Source organism: Rhabdobacter roseus (assembly GCF_014202275.1).
Taxonomy (GTDB): Bacteria; Bacteroidota; Bacteroidia; order Cytophagales; family Spirosomataceae; genus Rhabdobacter; species Rhabdobacter roseus.
On sequence record NZ_JACHGF010000010.1, the window covers coordinates 139,974 to 156,329 of the forward strand.

At 48.0% G+C, this 16,356-nt stretch carries 16 protein-coding genes; 6 read left to right on the forward strand and 10 right to left on the reverse strand.

Annotation, left to right across the window (positions count from 1 at the left end; genetic code table 11):
- Nucleotides 1–15: 15 nt before the first annotated feature.
- Nucleotides 16–324, reverse strand: coding sequence for a transposase (locus HNQ92_RS23180; RefSeq protein WP_184177881.1), 309 nt, complete (start codon nucleotides 322–324; stop codon nucleotides 16–18).
- 9 nt (nucleotides 325–333) lie between these two features.
- The gene (locus tag HNQ92_RS23185; protein WP_246440714.1) at nucleotides 334–597 is read right to left on the reverse strand and encodes a helix-turn-helix domain-containing protein; all 264 of its coding nucleotides are present in this window, start codon (nucleotides 595–597) and stop codon (nucleotides 334–336) included.
- 159 nt (nucleotides 598–756) lie between these two features.
- Between HNQ92_RS23185 and HNQ92_RS23190 the strand changes: the two genes are divergently transcribed.
- The gene (locus tag HNQ92_RS23190) at nucleotides 757–1,059 is read left to right on the forward strand and encodes an antibiotic biosynthesis monooxygenase (RefSeq protein WP_184177883.1); all 303 of its coding nucleotides are present in this window, start codon (nucleotides 757–759) and stop codon (nucleotides 1,057–1,059) included.
- A gap of 3 nt (nucleotides 1,060–1,062) precedes the next feature.
- Complete coding sequence (locus HNQ92_RS23195; protein ID WP_184177885.1) at nucleotides 1,063–1,740, forward strand: ABC transporter substrate-binding protein; 678 nt, start codon at nucleotides 1,063–1,065, stop codon at nucleotides 1,738–1,740.
- Nucleotides 1,741–2,267: 527 nt separating this feature from the next.
- On the opposite strand, the gene HNQ92_RS23200 is transcribed toward HNQ92_RS23195, so the two are convergent.
- From HNQ92_RS23200 to HNQ92_RS23235, 8 genes are all read right to left on the reverse strand, one after another.
- A complete protein-coding gene (locus HNQ92_RS23200) occupies nucleotides 2,268–3,989 on the reverse strand; it encodes an ATP-binding protein (RefSeq protein WP_184177887.1) in 1,722 nt (573 codons plus the stop codon).
- A complete protein-coding gene (locus HNQ92_RS23205; protein WP_184177889.1) occupies nucleotides 3,990–5,111 on the reverse strand; it encodes a sensor protein KdpD in 1,122 nt (373 codons plus the stop codon).
- Between the two features lie 28 nt (nucleotides 5,112–5,139).
- Nucleotides 5,140–6,231: a porin gene (locus HNQ92_RS23210; protein ID WP_184177891.1), complete on the reverse strand. Its 1,092-nt coding sequence runs from the start codon at nucleotides 6,229–6,231 to the stop codon at nucleotides 5,140–5,142.
- 112 nt (nucleotides 6,232–6,343) lie between these two features.
- Nucleotides 6,344–6,901 carry a K(+)-transporting ATPase subunit C gene (locus tag HNQ92_RS23215; RefSeq protein WP_184178048.1) on the reverse strand — a complete coding sequence of 186 codons (558 nt, stop codon included), beginning with the start codon at nucleotides 6,899–6,901 and terminating at the stop codon, nucleotides 6,344–6,346.
- Between the two features lie 50 nt (nucleotides 6,902–6,951).
- Nucleotides 6,952–8,964 (reverse strand): potassium-transporting ATPase subunit KdpB, encoded by a 2,013-nt coding sequence (gene kdpB, locus HNQ92_RS23220; protein ID WP_184177893.1) that lies wholly within the window; start codon nucleotides 8,962–8,964, stop codon nucleotides 6,952–6,954.
- Between the two features lie 15 nt (nucleotides 8,965–8,979).
- The gene (gene kdpA, locus HNQ92_RS23225) at nucleotides 8,980–10,683 is read right to left on the reverse strand and encodes a potassium-transporting ATPase subunit KdpA (RefSeq protein WP_184177895.1); all 1,704 of its coding nucleotides are present in this window, start codon (nucleotides 10,681–10,683) and stop codon (nucleotides 8,980–8,982) included.
- 3 nt (nucleotides 10,684–10,686) lie between these two features.
- Nucleotides 10,687–10,764, reverse strand: a complete 78-nt coding sequence (locus tag HNQ92_RS29225; protein ID WP_184178050.1) for a potassium-transporting ATPase subunit F — start codon at nucleotides 10,762–10,764, stop codon at nucleotides 10,687–10,689.
- A 323-nt stretch (nucleotides 10,765–11,087) separates the two neighbouring features.
- On the reverse strand, nucleotides 11,088–12,437 hold the full coding sequence (locus tag HNQ92_RS23235; protein ID WP_184177897.1) for a sigma-54-dependent transcriptional regulator: 1,350 nt from the start codon (nucleotides 12,435–12,437) through the stop codon (nucleotides 11,088–11,090).
- A gap of 254 nt (nucleotides 12,438–12,691) precedes the next feature.
- Here HNQ92_RS23235 and HNQ92_RS23240 point away from each other — a divergent pair, with 254 nt between their 5' ends.
- The 4 genes from HNQ92_RS23240 (at nucleotide 12,692) to HNQ92_RS23255 (ending at nucleotide 16,272) form a co-directional block, all read left to right on the forward strand.
- Entirely contained in the window at nucleotides 12,692–13,237 is a 546-nt protein-coding gene (locus tag HNQ92_RS23240) for a DUF7010 family protein (RefSeq protein ID WP_184177899.1), read from the forward strand.
- Between the two features lie 437 nt (nucleotides 13,238–13,674).
- A complete protein-coding gene (locus HNQ92_RS23245; RefSeq protein ID WP_484573252.1) occupies nucleotides 13,675–13,890 on the forward strand; it encodes a DinB/UmuC family translesion DNA polymerase in 216 nt (71 codons plus the stop codon).
- Nucleotides 13,891–14,265: 375 nt separating this feature from the next.
- Nucleotides 14,266–15,435 carry a hypothetical protein gene (locus HNQ92_RS23250; RefSeq protein WP_184177901.1) on the forward strand — a complete coding sequence of 390 codons (1,170 nt, stop codon included), beginning with the start codon at nucleotides 14,266–14,268 and terminating at the stop codon, nucleotides 15,433–15,435.
- 399 nt (nucleotides 15,436–15,834) lie between these two features.
- Nucleotides 15,835–16,272 carry a RidA family protein gene (locus HNQ92_RS23255; protein WP_184177903.1) on the forward strand — a complete coding sequence of 146 codons (438 nt, stop codon included), beginning with the start codon at nucleotides 15,835–15,837 and terminating at the stop codon, nucleotides 16,270–16,272.
- The last annotated feature ends 84 nt before the right edge of the window (nucleotides 16,273–16,356 follow it).

The following is a 16,356-nucleotide window of genomic DNA, read 5'->3' on the forward strand; positions in this document are numbered from 1 at the left end:
ACTTACAGCGATCCTTTACTGCGAGCGAGAGAAGATGCCCAAGGCTTTTTTTAAAATGTCTCGCTCCATTTCCAGTTCACGCAGCTGCTTTTGTAGCGCCAGGTGTTCCGATAAACTAACTTGTGAAGGGGGCACGGGTTCAGATAGAGTCGCATTAGTACTGCCAAGGGCCTGCCTTCGCCAGCGGTAAATGATGTTTTCTCCTATACCCAATGAACGGGCAATGTCCGCTACCGAACGGCCAGCTGCAATCATGTTAACAACTTCTTGCTTGAAGGAAACATCGTACTTCCTCCTGCTTTTCTGTGATTTTTTGTTCTGCATCTCTACTTGCTAATTTATGCAAGTTACGTGTCCATCAAAATTAGACCATCTCACTTTCAACTGCTCTTGTGTAAGGCGACAAGCTGGCCCTTGGGGTTTACGCCATACCAGACCAGCCTCGCCATTCTCTTTATACTTCTTCAGGGTCCGACTTACCCAACCTTCGGTTAATCCCAAGGCTTGGGCAATGCTGGTCTGTTTCCAGCCTGCTTCTTTTAGTTCGGCACAACGCCGACGTAGAAGCTCATAATCACTTCGTTTGTATTTTGCCATAGACAACAAAATACAATATCTTTACAATCCTACTCATCTATCAATAAACAGTAGTTTTTCAATTAAACTTTAGTAATAATATCAGCTTTTTGTGTTTCAATTTCCCGCCCGAACGCAAAGCCCCAAAACGTTATCTGCAATTTTAACAACCATCACGTTATGACAATTACAAGACTTTGGCACGGACGAACTAATTTAAAGGACGCAGACATGTATCTTGAATACGTTATGCAGACAGGACTTAAAGAATACGTTTCCACAAAAGGTAATTTATCCGCTAAAATATTACGTAGAACGGAAGGCGAAACGTGCCATTTTATTACAATTAGTGAGTGGGATAGTTATGAAAGCATTATAAACTTTGCAGGAAAGGATTTTGAAAAGGCAAAGTACTATCATAAGGATAAAGAATACCTTATAGAATTGGAAGAAAATGTAATACATTACGAAACTTACGAATAAGTCATGGAAAATGTATTAAAGGTCGGGCTTGACTTTGCAGCGCCAATTCCCTTACATACAGACATTTCAAGTAAAAAATTTGAAGGCTTTGAAGTTGATTTAATGAATGAGATTGCCAAGGAACTTAGTGTTGCATTAGAGCATAAAGTTGCCTATTGGGAAGATATTATTGCTGATATTATACACCAAAAAATAGATATTATTTGTTCAGCCGCTACTGTTACAGAAAAAAGAAAAGAAATAGTAGCATTTAGCAACCCATATCTCAATTTTCATCTTGCTTTAGTTTGTAATAAAGATAATATTGTTGCCTTGAAAGACTTAAAAGACAAAAATATAGGTGTGAGAATAAGCTCAGAAGCCGAAGAATATTTGAAAAAAAATTTTCCAGAAAAAGAATTGTTTCTTTTCGATACAAACGATGAACAATATGGAAGGCTAACGGAAAAAGAAATTGACGCTTTGATTGACGATACACCAATTGCTTATGGGTTTGTTGAAAATAATTCTGCTATCGTTATGGCTGAAATAATTAAAAGTACGCCTTCGCAGTATGCAATTATCATTAATAAAGAAAATATTGATCTGCTAAATCAAATTAATAGCGCGCTTGATAAGTTTGAAAAAAATGGCTATTTGCAAGACAGAAGGGATTTTTGGTTTAAGGACACGCAGCTATAAACCCTGTGGCTAACAGGCGGTTTGGGAATACGGTGGGGCGACGAATATATGCTCAACTTTTTGTTCGTTATTCGGCTTCAGCCCAGCCGACGAATAAAGCAATAGAATAAACAATGTGCATTTGGTTATAAATTTAGCTGTAGTTATGGACTGACTTTTTCCAAATACCGCCCGAACGCCAAGCCGAAAACCGGTGGGCGTTAAACTCAAAAACCACTTTCCGTTCACTTTCCAAGAATAAAACTACCAAAAGGTGCCTTATCATGTATTGGTTACGCATACTTTGAGAGCATATTCGTAAAGTACCTCTTTGACGCGTCAAAGAAATACGTATCCAAGTATGAAGCTTTACCGCTTAATGCCCAGATGAGTAAAAGTACCCATCGCCCCTCCAATCGACCCAAAGTACCCCTCCGACGAAGCTGCCCGCGAAAAATGACTATTTTCAGCCCCGAAAGGCCATTCGCGTTTGTATTGGTGTGAAAGGTACCTATGCCGTGCGATACGGCCAAGGATGATGTGTAGTATTAGGCCTTGGGAAGGGATATCGTAAAGGTGCTACCGGCCCCAAAATCGCTATCGATGGTGATACGCCCGCCCTGTACTTCAATAAACTCTTTGCTAATGGCCAGCCCCAGTCCGGTACCTTCTCTGGGCGAGCCGGGTACTTTGAAGTAGCGGTCAAATATTTTGGCCTGGTACTGCGGCTCGATACCCTGGCCCGTATCCTGAACGGAAATCGTAAGGGTAGTTTCGTGGTTTTCTACGCGGACAAAAACGGTAGCATGCTCGTAGGAGTAGCGAATGGCATTCGAGATAAGATTGGTAAGTACCCAAGTCGTTTTTTCACTATCCACCCGGATGAGGGTACTTTCTTTCGGGTACGACGTCACCAGCTGAACGTGCTTTTGCTCGGCTAGTACTTTGGTTGCGTTGAGGGCATCCTGTACCATCGCTTGCGGATCGGTAGCTTTGATGCGCATGGGGATATTGCCACTTTCTACCTGCGTGATGTTCAGCAATTCGCCGGTGATTTTTAAGAGTCGATTGGCATCGTCATTGATGCCTTCCAGGAGCGTTTTTTGCTCTTCGTTTAAAACGCCAATACGTTGATTCTCCAGAAGCTGCAAGCTCATTTTGATGGAGGATATGGGGGTCTTGAACTCGTGCGATACCGTGGCGATAAAATTGGTTTTTGCAAATTCCAACTCCTTGTACTCCGTCACATTTCTCAAAATAATGACGTGTCCAATAAGTACCTTTTCTTTTTCCCCCGTGGGCACCAGGGAGATATGTAACGCTTCTTTTTCAAAGTACCCCTCTTTGCCGTTCGCAACTATTTTCAAGGGATTTTTCTTGGACGTAGAATGCCCTTCCTCCCTCAAATCCTGGATGAGCAGGCGGATCAAATCATTCTTTAGGGCTAGCGTTGGGGCATTTACTCCGAGTAGATTGGGCTGGCTAATGCCGATAATCTTGCTAGCCTCTTCGTTGACAAAAATGACATTTAACTGCTCATCGAGCCCCAGCACGGGGTCGTGCATGATATTGATCAGGGCCTCGATACGCTTCTTTTCCATCATAAGCCGGGCTACATTACTCTGGTTGTATTCTTCCAGCTTTTCGGCCATGGTATTAAACGAGCGGGCCAAGTCTCCGAATTCGTCGTGCCCTTCGAAATGAACCCTTTCGGAGTAATTTTTATAGGCAATCTGTTTAATACTTTGGGTGAGTTCACGAATCGGATCGGCAATGGTAGCGGGAAGGTTGATCAGCAGCGTAAACGCAATCAAAAAACAGCAGGTAGCCGTAATGACGATCCAGAGAGTAGCGGTATTGGCGGTTTGCTTGGCTAGCTCGCTTTTGCGCTGAATGGCTTGCATGTTCATTTCCATGAGTGAAAAAATTCCCCGGCGAATAAAGGGTAGTTGAGTACTATCGTCGTTGCCGTCACGATACAGATTAAAGTGCACTCGAACCGTACGGGTAGCTTCTTCCTCGCCTATTTCGGTAACATTTCGCTCCTGTCTTTGCAGATTTTCTTCAAACGTTTGTCGGGCCGACACGCTGCTTTCTTCCAGCTGCAAGAGCATATTTCGGGCGTAGAGCAACGAGTTATAGTTGGCCAGCAGAATCCCTTCCGTATCCGCCTTGAGCGCGTTGATGTACCGGGTACCTACGACCCCCATGAGGACAATGAGTAGAAAGAGGAAGCCTACTCCTAACGTAATTTTTGCTTTGATTTTCATTTAGGAAAGAAGGATCAGGTCAACGTGGCTGGTGGCGAGTTTACAGAGAAGCTTATTAAAGACGGTGGTCGACCAAATGATGGCGAAAAGAGTGAGGTGCGGTTTGCCTACACAGATGGTTGTTATCCTTCGGCTTTCGGCTTGTTCTACGATGGCGTTGGCTATGCTTGGGTGTTGTACCTTGATAATTTCGGCTCCCAGCTCCATGGCCAGCTTGAAGTTATTAATCAGGTGCCGTTGCTTGTCGAGCGGAATGCGGTTGGGGTTCTCGCGGGGTGTCTGCACGTAGAGTACATACCACTTGCTGTGGTAGTAGTTGGCCAGGCGGGCCGTTTTACGGATTACATTTTTAGCCGTTTTTTCGTTGCTACTGATGCAGGCCAGGAAGCGTTCGTGCCGAAAACTGGCTTTGCTCACTTCTGTTTCTACCTTGCGCTCCACTTGCGAGGCCACTTCCTTGAGGGCGAGTTCGCGGAGTTGTAAAATGTGGTCACTTCTAAAAAAGTTGTTTAGTGCTGCTTCAATCTTATCCGCCTGGTAGATTTTTCCTTCCCGTAGCCGGGCAATCAACTCATCGGAGGTAAGGTCAATGTTGACGACTTCGTTGGCCTCAGCAAGCACACTATCCGGCACCCGTTCCCGCACTTCTACGCCAGTAATAAGCCTTACCTCTTCGTTGAGGCTTTCAATGTGCTGAATGTTCACGGCCGAAATCACGTTGATGCCTGCATTCAGAATATCCAGTACGTCCTGCCAGCGCTTTTCGTTTTTACTACCCTGGATGTTCGTGTGGGCGAGTTCATCTACCACCACTACCTCGGGCCGGAGGTTGATAATGGCCTGCACGTCCATTTCATCCAGCTCTTTGCCTTTGTAGAAGAGTTTTCGTCGGGGCACTACCGGTAGCCCTTCTAGTAGTGCGTGGGTTTCAGCACGATGGTGGGTTTCAATGTAGCCAATTTTAACATCAATTCCATTTTTAAGCAGCGTGTGGGCTTCCTGGAGCATCCGGTACGTTTTGCCCACCCCGGCGCTCATGCCAATGTATACTTTGAACTTTCCCCGCCTCGATTTCCGTATTAGCTCCAGAAACTCTTCGGCAGAACGCTTGGTTTCTTCCATGGTTCTAGCAAGAATAAATGGTTGTTTTTTAGGGAATCGTCAGCGCCAGCGAAGTACCTACGAAGGTGTTGCTTCGGCGGGGCGGATTATCGCTGGTAAAAATAGCATCCCGGCTCCGAAAAGTACGGGCTTCCACCCGCCACAGCAGATTGCCTTGTACCTGTATGTCCACGTTCACCGAGTAGCCCGCGGTCTGGAAGCCGTTGGGCGTACCGGAGGCGATGATAACCTCGTTCGGGTCGGCGTAGTACTCGGCGCGGGCCGCCAGCGCCAGCTGTTCCGTGGGTGTGTACCTTACAATGCCTACGGGCGAGCACCAGCTATGATACTGACTGCTGCCAGGTACCTGCTGCTGAGCTCCCCAGTCGAAGCCGGTAATGAGGCCGAGCCGCTTGCTGAGCTGAAAGATGCCATAGAAGTTGTGAAAGTACCGCATTTGCCGGGCTCCCGCCGGGGAGTCACTACCCACGAACGAACTGCTGTTGAGCGTGACACGCGCGCTGGGCGTCCAGCTGAGCTGGTGGCCAAAGGAAGGTACCTGGTTGCCGGGTACTCGCTGGATCCGCTGCCAGCCGTTCAGCAGCAGGCCGCTCAAAAACCACTTACCGTTGCCAGAAGTATAGGAGATTTTGGCTCCGCTGAGGTAGTAGGGTGAGTTTTCGGCCAGGAGGCTGCGGGTCATGTTCCAGGTGATGGCCCCGATGGCACTTTCAAAGCCAATGTGGGAGGCAAAAATACCCGCATCTACCCAGAGCTCGTGGGTTTTGGAAAGCTTCACCCCGGCGTTGGCCTCAAAAATATGCTTAAGTACCCCCGGCTCGGCGGCCAGGTTGGCGTTGGCGTAGGTGCCAGCCATGAGGGCTAGTTTTCCGCGCACCCGATCATGCTGGTAGGTGACCTGTACGTATCCCAGATTGAGATTTACCTCGTTGTGCCGGTTGAACGAATACAAAAAATCGGGGCGGGTATGGTCAGCGGGATTGGCGAAGTCAAATACGTAGTAGGTCTCTAGGTAGCCGCTTACGGCAAAGGAGCTCGGTCGCGTGGCAGTAGAATCGCTCTGGGCGTGGGACAATAGAGCGCCGGACAAAGCCAGCAGCGTAAGGAGGTGCGTTTTCATATATAAGTTGTCTACTCAGCGGAACGTTCCAGGCGCGTCGGGTCAGGTTTCATCAAGAAGCCTGCCTAGATAAGCATGTTGGGAGCGTTTTAATATAGGTGTTTTGGGGCGGCTACAAGTTCTGTAGGGCCAGATTAATTTTCAGAACATGGACCCGCGCCGTCCCGAACAGCCCCAGTAGGGGCGCTTCGGTGTACTGGTCCACAAGCTGCCGAAGCGTTTCTTCGGGTACTTTCCGCAGCCGGGCGATGCGCTTCACCTGCACCCGGGCCCCTTCTACCGAAATGTGCGGGTCCAGGCCACTGCCGCTGGCGGTCACCAGGTCGGAGGGTACCTGCGAGCGGTCTAGGCCGGGATTGTGTTCCAGAAAGTACCTGATGCGCTGCTCCACCTCGGCCAGGTGCGCTGGGTTTGAGGGGCCCAGGTTACTCCCGCCCGCCCCGGCCGCGTCGTAGTCCACCGCCGAGGGGCGCGACCAAAAATATTCATCGGCGGTAAACGCCTGCCCTACGTTAACGTAGTAGGTACGTTCATTTTGCGTAATCACGAGACCTTTGCCCTGATTGGGAGCCAGCTGGGCCACGCTCCAGACTATCAACGTGTAAAACCCGCAGAAGAATACCAGACACACCAGCGTAAGCCGGAGGGCGGGTAGTAGATGTGATTTAATTTCCATGATGTACTCGTTTTCAAATGTTTAAAAAGTACTCTATTCTCTGTCTAGATAAAGACGGATACCACTACATCGATGAGCTTGATGCCGATGAAAGGTACCACCACGCCGCCCAGGCCATAGAGGAGGAGATTGCGGCGTAGTAACGCGCTGGCCCCTATGGGCTTGTAGGCTACTCCCCGTAGCGCCAGCGGAATGAGGAGCGGAATAATGAGCGCATTAAAAATCACCGCCGACAGGATGGCGCTTTCCGGACTGTGCAGTTTCATGACGTTAAGACTTTGTAAGGCTGGGATGGCTACCACAAACAAGGCCGGTATGATGGCGAAGTACTTGGCTACGTCGTTGGCGATGCTGAAGGTTGTGAGGGTCCCGCGCGTCATGAGGAGTTGCTTGCCGATTTCCACAACCTCGATGAGCTTGGTGGGGTCGTTGTCGAGGTCCACCATGTTACCGGCTTCTTTGGCGGCCTGGGTACCGCTGTTCATGGCGACGCCCACGTCGGCCTGCGCCAGGGCAGGGGCGTCGTTGGTACCGTCGCCCATCATGGCCACCAGGCGGCCTTCGGCCTGCTCCCGGCGGATGTAGTTCATTTTATCTTCGGGCTTAGCCTCCGCGATAAAGTCATCCACCCCGGCCTTATCGGCAATGTATTTGGCCGTCAGTGGATTATCGCCTGTAACCATCACCGTTCTGATCCCCATGCGACGTAGCCGCTCGAACCGCTCCTGAATGCCCGGCTTGATGATATCCTGTAGTTCAATGACGCCCAGGACCCACTCATTCTCCGACACCACCAGTGGGGTACCTCCGTTGCTGGAGATGGTTTTCACCCTTTGTTCGATCTCCACCGGGAATGGATTGCCAGCCTTTTCACTCAAGGCGCGGATGGCGTCCGTGGCGCCCTTGCGAATGCGGACGTCTCCGTAGTCAATGCCGGAGCTGCGGGTTTCGGCTGTGAACTTGATGAAGCGCGGGTTATCGACGGCGTAGGTAGCCGGATTCACCCCGGCCAGCTCCAGGATGGACTTTCCCTCGGGCGTTTCGTCGCTGAGGGAGCTAAGTACCACGGCCTTTAGGAAGTGCTTTTCGTCCACGCCGGGAGCGGGATAGAAGTACGTAGCTTTACGGTTGCCGATGGTGATGGTACCCGTTTTGTCGAGCAGCAGCACGTCTATGTCCCCGGCGGTCTCGACGGCCCTGCCGCTCTTGGTAATGACGTTGGCACGTAAGGCGCGGTCCATACCGGCAATCCCGATGGCCGACAGCAGCCCTCCGATGGTCGTGGGTATCAGACACACAAAGAGGGAGATGAAGGCCGCAATGGTAATGGGTACATGGGCGTAGTCGGCGAAGGGCTTAAGTGTGACCGTCACAATGATGAACACCAGCGTAAAGCCCGCCAGCAGAATCGTCAGGGCTATTTCATTGGGCGTTTTCTGACGGCTCGCCCCCTCCACCAGGGCAATCATCTGGTCCAGAAAGCTCTCGCCGGGCTGGGTCGTGACGACCACCTTGATGCGGTCCGAAAGTACCTTGGTGCCGCCCGTTACGGAGCTTTTGTCGCCCCCGGCCTCCCGGATGACCGGGGCGCTCTCGCCCGTGATGGCGCTTTCGTCAATGGTAGCCAGGCCTTCGATGATTTCTCCGTCCGACGGAATCACGTCTCCGGCTTCGCATACGAAAATATCGCCTTTTTGGAGTTGTGATGAAGAAAGTACCTTCCCGTTTTCGAGCCGGGCGGGGGTTTCCTGTCGGGTTTTGCGCAGGCTGTCGGCCTGGGCTTTGCCCCGGGCTTCGGCGATGGCCTCGGCTAAGTTGGCAAATAGTAACGTTAGCAGCAGGACCACAAAGACCGTGAAGTTGTAGCCAAAACTACCCTGGGCGTGGTTGCCCGTCAGTGACGAAAGGCTCACGACCAGCATGATAGCTGTACCGATTTCGACGGTAAACATGACCGGATTTTGAATCAACGTGCGGGGATCAAGCTTTCGGAAGGATTGTTTCAATGCCTGCTGTACCAGATCTTTTTGAAATACGGATGGATTATTGCTTTTCATAGTGATGGTGATGAATTATTTGGTCATAGTGAAGTACTCGGCCAGGGGGCCTAGCGTCAGCGCCGGGAAAAAGGCCAGGGCCGCCACGATGCTAATGACCGCTAAGACCATGATTCCGAAGGTAGCAGTGTCGGTTTTGAGGGTACCGGCACCTTCGGGAATGTACTTTTTGCGGGCCAACAGCCCGGCAATAGCCACCGGCCCGATGATGGGCAGATACCGCGCCAGGAGCATCACAAGCCCGCTGACGAGGTTCCAGAAGGGTGTGTTGTCGCCCAGGCCCTCGAAGCCACTGCCGTTGTTGGCACTCGCCGAACTGAACTCGTAGAGTATCTCACTGAATCCGTGGAAACCGGGGTTGTTGAGCCAGTCGGCGTATTCTGTGGGGTTGGTGGTGTAGAGGTAGCTGGCTAGCGCCGTCCCGGCCAGAATCAGGAAGGGATGTAGCAGGGCTACCAGCATGGCAATTTTTATTTCCCTCGCTTCCACCTTTTTACCCAAAAACTCGGGCGTACGCCCCACCAACAGCCCGCTGATGAACACCGCCAGGATGATGAAGACGAAGAAGTTGAGAAAGCCCACCCCGACGCCCCCGTAGAAGCAATTGATCATCATGCCCAGTAGGGCAAATAGACCCGTTAGCGGCGTTAGGCTGTCGTGCATGGCGTTGACGGAGCCGTTGCTGGTACAAGTAGTATTGATGGCCCAGTAGGCCGAGGCCGCCGGGCCGAAGCGGACTTCCTTCCCTTCCATGCTTCCCAGGGGCTGGGCGATACCCAAGTCCGCAAGGGCCGGGTTGCCTTTCATCTCAAAGTAGATCGACGGTACCACCAGCAGCAGGAACCCCACCGTCATGACCCCGTACACCATCCAGGCCAGCCGAGGCCGCCGCACCACACGTCCCATCGCAAACACCAGCGCCAGGGGAATCAGGAAAATAAATACCGTTTCCAGAAGATTGGTCAGGTAGTTGGGGTTTTCCAGCGGGTGGGTCGAGTTGGGGCCGTAGTACCCGCCCCCGTTGGTCCCCAGCTGCTTGATGGAGATAAAGGCGGCGGCCGGTCCGCGGCTGATGTGCTGGGTAACTCCCTCCAGGGTAGTTATGGTATCTTTTCCCTCGAAGGTCATGGGCGTTCCGTTAAAAACCAGAATCACCGCGCCAATCAAGGCAATGGGAAACAAGATACGCGTACAGGAGCGCACGAAAAAGCCGTAGAAATTACCCAGCTCCCCCGTCGTGCGCTCGCGCAGGGCATGAAAGACCACCGCACTTATGGCCATACCCGTGCCAGCGCTGATAAACTGCCAGAGCATCAGCGTGAGCTGGCCCAGGTAGGAAAGGCCCGTTTCGCCGGAATAGTGTTGCAGGTTGGTGTTGGTAACAAAGCTTACGGAGGTATTAAACGCCAGATCGGCACTCATAGAGGGGTTACCGTCCGGATTGAGGGGAAGCCAGCTCATGTTGGTCAACACAAACAAAGAGAATATAAACCAAATCATGTTGATCGTAAGCAGTGCCACCAGGTGCTGCTTCCAGGTCATGGGCCGGTGGGGATCAATGCCGCCGAGTTGGAAGAAGAGTCGGTCCAGCGGGTTAAAAAGAGCGTCCAGCCAGGTACTTTCGTGGTTGAAGACTTTTCCGATGTAACGCCCCAGCGGCACCGCCAGAGCTAGTACGAGTACATACATGAGGACTATCCCGAGTATTTCCGTATTCATGGCTTAAAATTTTTCGGGTTTGAGTAAGACGTAGCCCATGTAGCCAAATACGGCCAGGGCAATGAGGAATAAGATTAGCATGGTCTTAGCGATTTATGATGTTAGGTAGGGTACTACGAAAGAGCGGTTGTCGATGGTTGCTTTTTCATGGTTTTAGATTTTTTCAAATAGGTCAATGACTTTGTACAGAAGTCCGAACACCAGGAGTCCGAGGGCATACATGAGTAGGATCATAGCTTGGTTTTTGGTTGGTTCCTTCAAGTATGCCAATTTCCATTCCCTAATTCTGATCGAATGGGTACTTTGTTATGAATCAGATAATTGCAAGTAGCGGGGGGGCCGCCGAAAGAAAAAAGCCCTTTCAAAATGAAAGGGCTTATCGTAGCGTTTTGAAAGGGGTACTTTTAGCTCAGGTTATACTCAGCCAGCTTTCGGTAAAGGGTAGTAAGGGCAATGCCCAGCAGCTCGGCGGCCTTGGTTTTGTTGCCATGGGCGTGTTGCAGTACCAGCTCAATATGCTTTTTCTCGGCCGCGGCTAAGGCAAAGTTAGAAAGTGACGAAGGCTCGGGCGAAGACGACGTACGGAAGGCTTGTAATTCAAACGGTAGGGTATCGGGGGTAAGCGTCTCGGAAGCCGCTAAGATCACGCTGCGCTCGATGACATTTTTTAGCTCCCGGATATTTCCGGGCCAGGTATGGCGTTTCAGCGCGTGCAGGTAGTCATGGGTGTACGAAGTGATTTTTTTATTGGTTTTGGCGGCAAACCAGGTTTGAAAGTACCTAAGAAGAGGTTCCAGATCGGCCGTTCGTTCGCGTAGGGGAGGGAGCTCGATCTGAAATACCGACAAGCGGTAGTACAAATCTTCCCGAAAGTGCCCCGCCTGGATTTCCTGGAGCAGATGGCGGTGCGTAGCCGCCACAATACGCACATCTACCCGCGTGGGCTTACTTTCGCCGATTTTGATAAACTCTCCGTTTTCCAGGGCCCTTAGCACCTTGGCCTGCAGGTCCAGGGGCATTTCTCCAATTTCGTCCAAAAAGAGGGTGCCTTTATGAGCGGCCTCCATGAGCCCTTTTTTGTCCTTAAGAGCTCCGGTAAAGGCCCCGGCTTTGTAGCCAAACATCTCACTCTCTAGTAAGTCCTTGCCGAAGGCCGAGCAGTTGATGGCAACGAAGGGGTGGGCTTGGCGCAGGCTTGCTTGGTGAATGGCCTGCGCAAAAACTTCTTTTCCGGTTCCGGTTTCTCCCGTTAAGAGCACGGTGGTGCTGGTAGAAGCTACTTTTTCGGCTAGGGTAATTACCGACCGGATGGCCGCAGAATGGCCTATGATGGACGCAAAGGAATGTTTTTCGCCTAATTGCTTTTCTAACTGCTGGACTCTGCGGGCCAGCTCCACCTTTTCCACGGCCCGGTAGAGGAGCGGAATGATTTTGTTGTTGTCGTCGCCTTTGGTGAGGTAGTCAAAGGCCCCGTTTTTAATGGCTTGTACGCCGTCGGGAATGTTTCCGTAGGCCGTCAGCAGGATGATCTCCGTGAGCGGATACGTCGCTTTGATTTGCTTCACCAGCTCTACCCCGTACGCATCGGGTAGTTTAACGTCACAGAGCACCACGTCGATATCCGTTCTTTCGAGCTGCTTCCAGGCCGCTTTGGCGTTCTCGGCCTGCAGCAGCTCGAAGCCTTCCAGACTAATGATCCGGGCCAACAGGGAACGAAGCTTTTCTTCGTCGTCGATTAGTAGTATTTTTTTCAAACTGGTAGTGGCTAGCGGAAGAGGCTTTATGTTGATGACGCAAAGGTAGCGAAGTTCTCAGTGGATGAGCGCATCCTACCTCGCCACCCCGGGGAGCCCCACCGCATCCGGAAGGCTCCGAAAATACCAGGACCTGTTCCGCATCTTTTTGAACCTACTAGCTCACTAAATACATACAAAAAGTACTACCGTGCCGCGTCTGCAAAACTTTCGTATATTTAGGATTTGTAGGACATTCAAAAACAGGTTTGCCAATGAACCCTCCAATCCGGACGCTGGAAGAGCAAAAGAATGAGTTTAAAAGCAGAAAACTACTGGCTACGCCACTTGCCGGATTACTGGCTTGGCTTATCGTTGGCCTGGGCGGTATTTTTCTATCTCCTACGGGTAAAGTTTGGGTATTGTTTATTGCGACAGGAAGCATCGTGTATCTAGGTATGTTCATATCGAAATTTACGGGCGAGAACTTCCTCGACAAAGACAAGCCTAAAAACACCTTTGATAAACTCTTCTTTTCCACCGTTGGCCAAGCTGTGCTGGTTTATGCCATCGCCATCCCATTTTTTCTTTATGATTACACTTCCCTGCCGCTCACAGTAGGAATCCTAACGGGATTGATGTGGCTGCCCGTGAGCTGGCTCATTGACCACTGGGTAGGTATTTTCCATGCGGTTGGAAGAACAGCCCTTGTACTAACTCTTTGGTATATAGTGCCCCAGCACCGGTTTGTGGCCATCCCCTTTGCCATAGTGGGCATCTATATAGTAACGATTGCAATTTTGATGAACAGAAAGATCTGAAGCTATAAAGTCCTACAACATCCGTTTACTTCAGTAGCGGAGGAAGAACGTGCTATGAATCAAAAAGCTTGGTCAACTTTAATGATCCGTGAATTAGCTTATAAAGTTAGGTAAGCGACAAAATTCCTTCTATTTGATTGGAGAAGAGTTATTAGGTCATTTGCTCCCTCGTTGGTCGTAGTTTTCAATTACGTCCTGGTGTTACGCGGTCTCTGACCGAAGTGCCAGTTGGCGAGCACTAGCCTCGGTTGGAGACCGAAGATGCACAAACGTAGTGGAATGCCGTCCAATGGGGTGCCGACCGGAAAGAGACCGCTCTGGGGCGGGAAAAGTATCCTTTGACACTTCAAAGAACGGAAGTATCCCCTCAGTGAAGCCTCATCCAGTACATCCTGAACACTTACAAAATGTAAACCAATTTTATTATTAGCCGCATCATCACTGTTAAGTTGAACGACTTCCAAATCCTGACTCGCAGCCGCTCGGCGCTGCTGCCCATTCGGGAGGGTACCTTTTTTGAGCAAGGTATTGCCTACGAGCTGCTGGAAGAGAACTCCCCTCTGCCGCGGCCCGTGCGGCGGCTGGGCGTGTCGCTCTCCAACCTGGAAGACACCCACCCCTACGAAGGCAAGCAACTCACGCTGAGCTTTTAAGGTACCCTGTGGGAGAAAACGCTGTGTCATTATTTTGGGATAGGGTACCTTCATTTTCTTTTGGGGAAGCGAGCGGAGGGTACTTGGGCAAGCCATAAATTCCTAAAAAATAGAACTATCTTGTGCAGCAAAGGCGAAAAGAGAATGACTTATCTGAATTTGAAGAGAATGACTTATCTAAACTTGATAGGGATGTCTAACACCTAATTTTCTTTGATCCTATTAGCTTACTCAATAAAATAAGTACGGCACGTAAAATTCAATATTTTATAGTTATAGTACAAATAAATACAAAAAGTACTGCAAAACTTGCGTATATTTACGAGTTATGTGCCATTATAGACAGACAAAACCGTTTAACAAGACAAGAATTTAATGAATATATTATACAACAACTCTATTTGTAATTCCTCTATTTTGGGTTATCATCCAAAATTCACAAAAGAACAGGAACAACAAATATTCGCAACTTTTTTTGAGCAACTACTTTTGTTCGATTGCATTGTAATAAGCACGGATAAAGACAACTTTTCATTAACATTTTTAATTTCAAGACTTGGACTTGAAACAGTTGAAAGATTAATAAGAAGTGGTTATATAAAATTTAGTATAAAGTCAGCAATAATTGTAACAGGAACTGGACATCAAAAAGAAGACGGAAGTATTGACGAAAGTGTTATTTATTCACAACCTCCAATAGTTGGTGGAGTTTTAGGTGACGCTGAGCTTGACCCCGAAAAAAATGCTTTTAGAGCTTTAAGTCGATTTGAAATTGATAAAAAAAGAAGAAACAAACTAATTGATAAAATCGCAAAATCATATTTGTCAACAGATAATATGAAAATTGGAGTTGATACGACAGATTTTATTTTAAATTCCTATCAACAAAACCATTTAGAACACCTCGGGTTACCTTTTTTAAAAGACCCACAAGATTTAGACATTGAAGAAAGACGAAAACTTTTAGACTTGGCAAATTCAATACTTGAAGCAGGTATTATTTCAAAAAATGGTTTTAAAAGCTATAACAACTACGGAGAATTTGAAATTGCAGAAAAGAGTTTTGAAAATATTGGAAAAGCGTACAATATAAGCTCTAATGTATCAGAAATACTAAAAATTGAAAACACACCAGATTTAAGACAAATATTTTTAAATAATCAATTTGAGGTTGATGATATTTTTAAATTGCGACATCTTAAAACGGCAAAATATTTTAGAAAATGGATAAATGAAGTAGGTGAAAATGCTAATTCAAATGAAGTTACAGAAGCCTATCTAGCTGAAATAAAAGAAGCCAAATCATTTTTTAATACCACAAAAGGAAAAATAATAAAAAACACTTTTATGTATGGAGCGACATCTGGATTAGGAATGTTAATTGCTGGACAAGTAGGTGCGGTTGTTGGTGGGGTAATAAAACCGTTCGTTGAGCCAGCCGTTGACTATGGACTTGGTTTAATTGAAGAATTTACTGTTGACGGACTGTTTGCTGGTAAAACGCCCAAAATATATATTGACAAACTTAAAGACGAGATAAAATAATGGCACATAACAGCAGTTTGGCAAAATGGCGGGTTCAGTGCTAAATTCAACGATAGTTCTTCGATTGAACTCTTGTGCAAAACTGAACATTTGTGCTTCGATTTCCGCCACTGCGCCAAGCGCCAAACCGTTGTAAGACATTCAAAAACAGGTTTGCAAATTACCCATCCAATCAGGACGCTGGAAGAGCAAAAGAATGAGTTTAAAAGCAGAAAGCTACTGGCTACGCCACTTGCCGGATTACTGGCTTGGCTTATCGTTAGCCCTGGCGGCATTTTTCTATCTCCTACGGATAACATTTGAGTATTGTTTATTGCGACAGGAAGCATCGTGTTATCTTTCGTATATTTAAGAGTTAGCTAAAATCTTTTACAAATATTACGATTAAATTAAATGAATATGAAATACATTATCCTACTTCCGTTTTTATTATTTTTTTCTAATACTTTTTCCCAAGAAAAAAAAGTTAAAAAAGAAAAATGGCATTGGAATAACAACAATATAAAACAAGATACAATTGCGGGTTATTGTCAAGTTTTAAAAATTGATAATGTCCTTTATATTTCAGGTGCTGTAACAAATGATATTACTCCGGAAGGAATTACATCAGTTTATAACGATTTAAAAGCTTCATTAGCAAGTTTTGGAGCAACCTTTGCCAATGTTGTGAAAGAAAATCTATATACAACAGATATTGAAGAAATGAAAAAATTTAATTACGTCAGAAAGAAATTTTATGGCAATGATTTTCCCGCAGCTACTTGGGTTCAGATACAAAGATTGTATATGCCAAAAGCTAAATTAGAAGTTGAGTTAATAGCACATCTGCCAAAATAATTTACAAGAAAGGCTTCAGCTAATAAGGAATTACCAAAGTGGGAATTAATGGCTTCGATTGGACATTTCAGCAACGTTCAATTT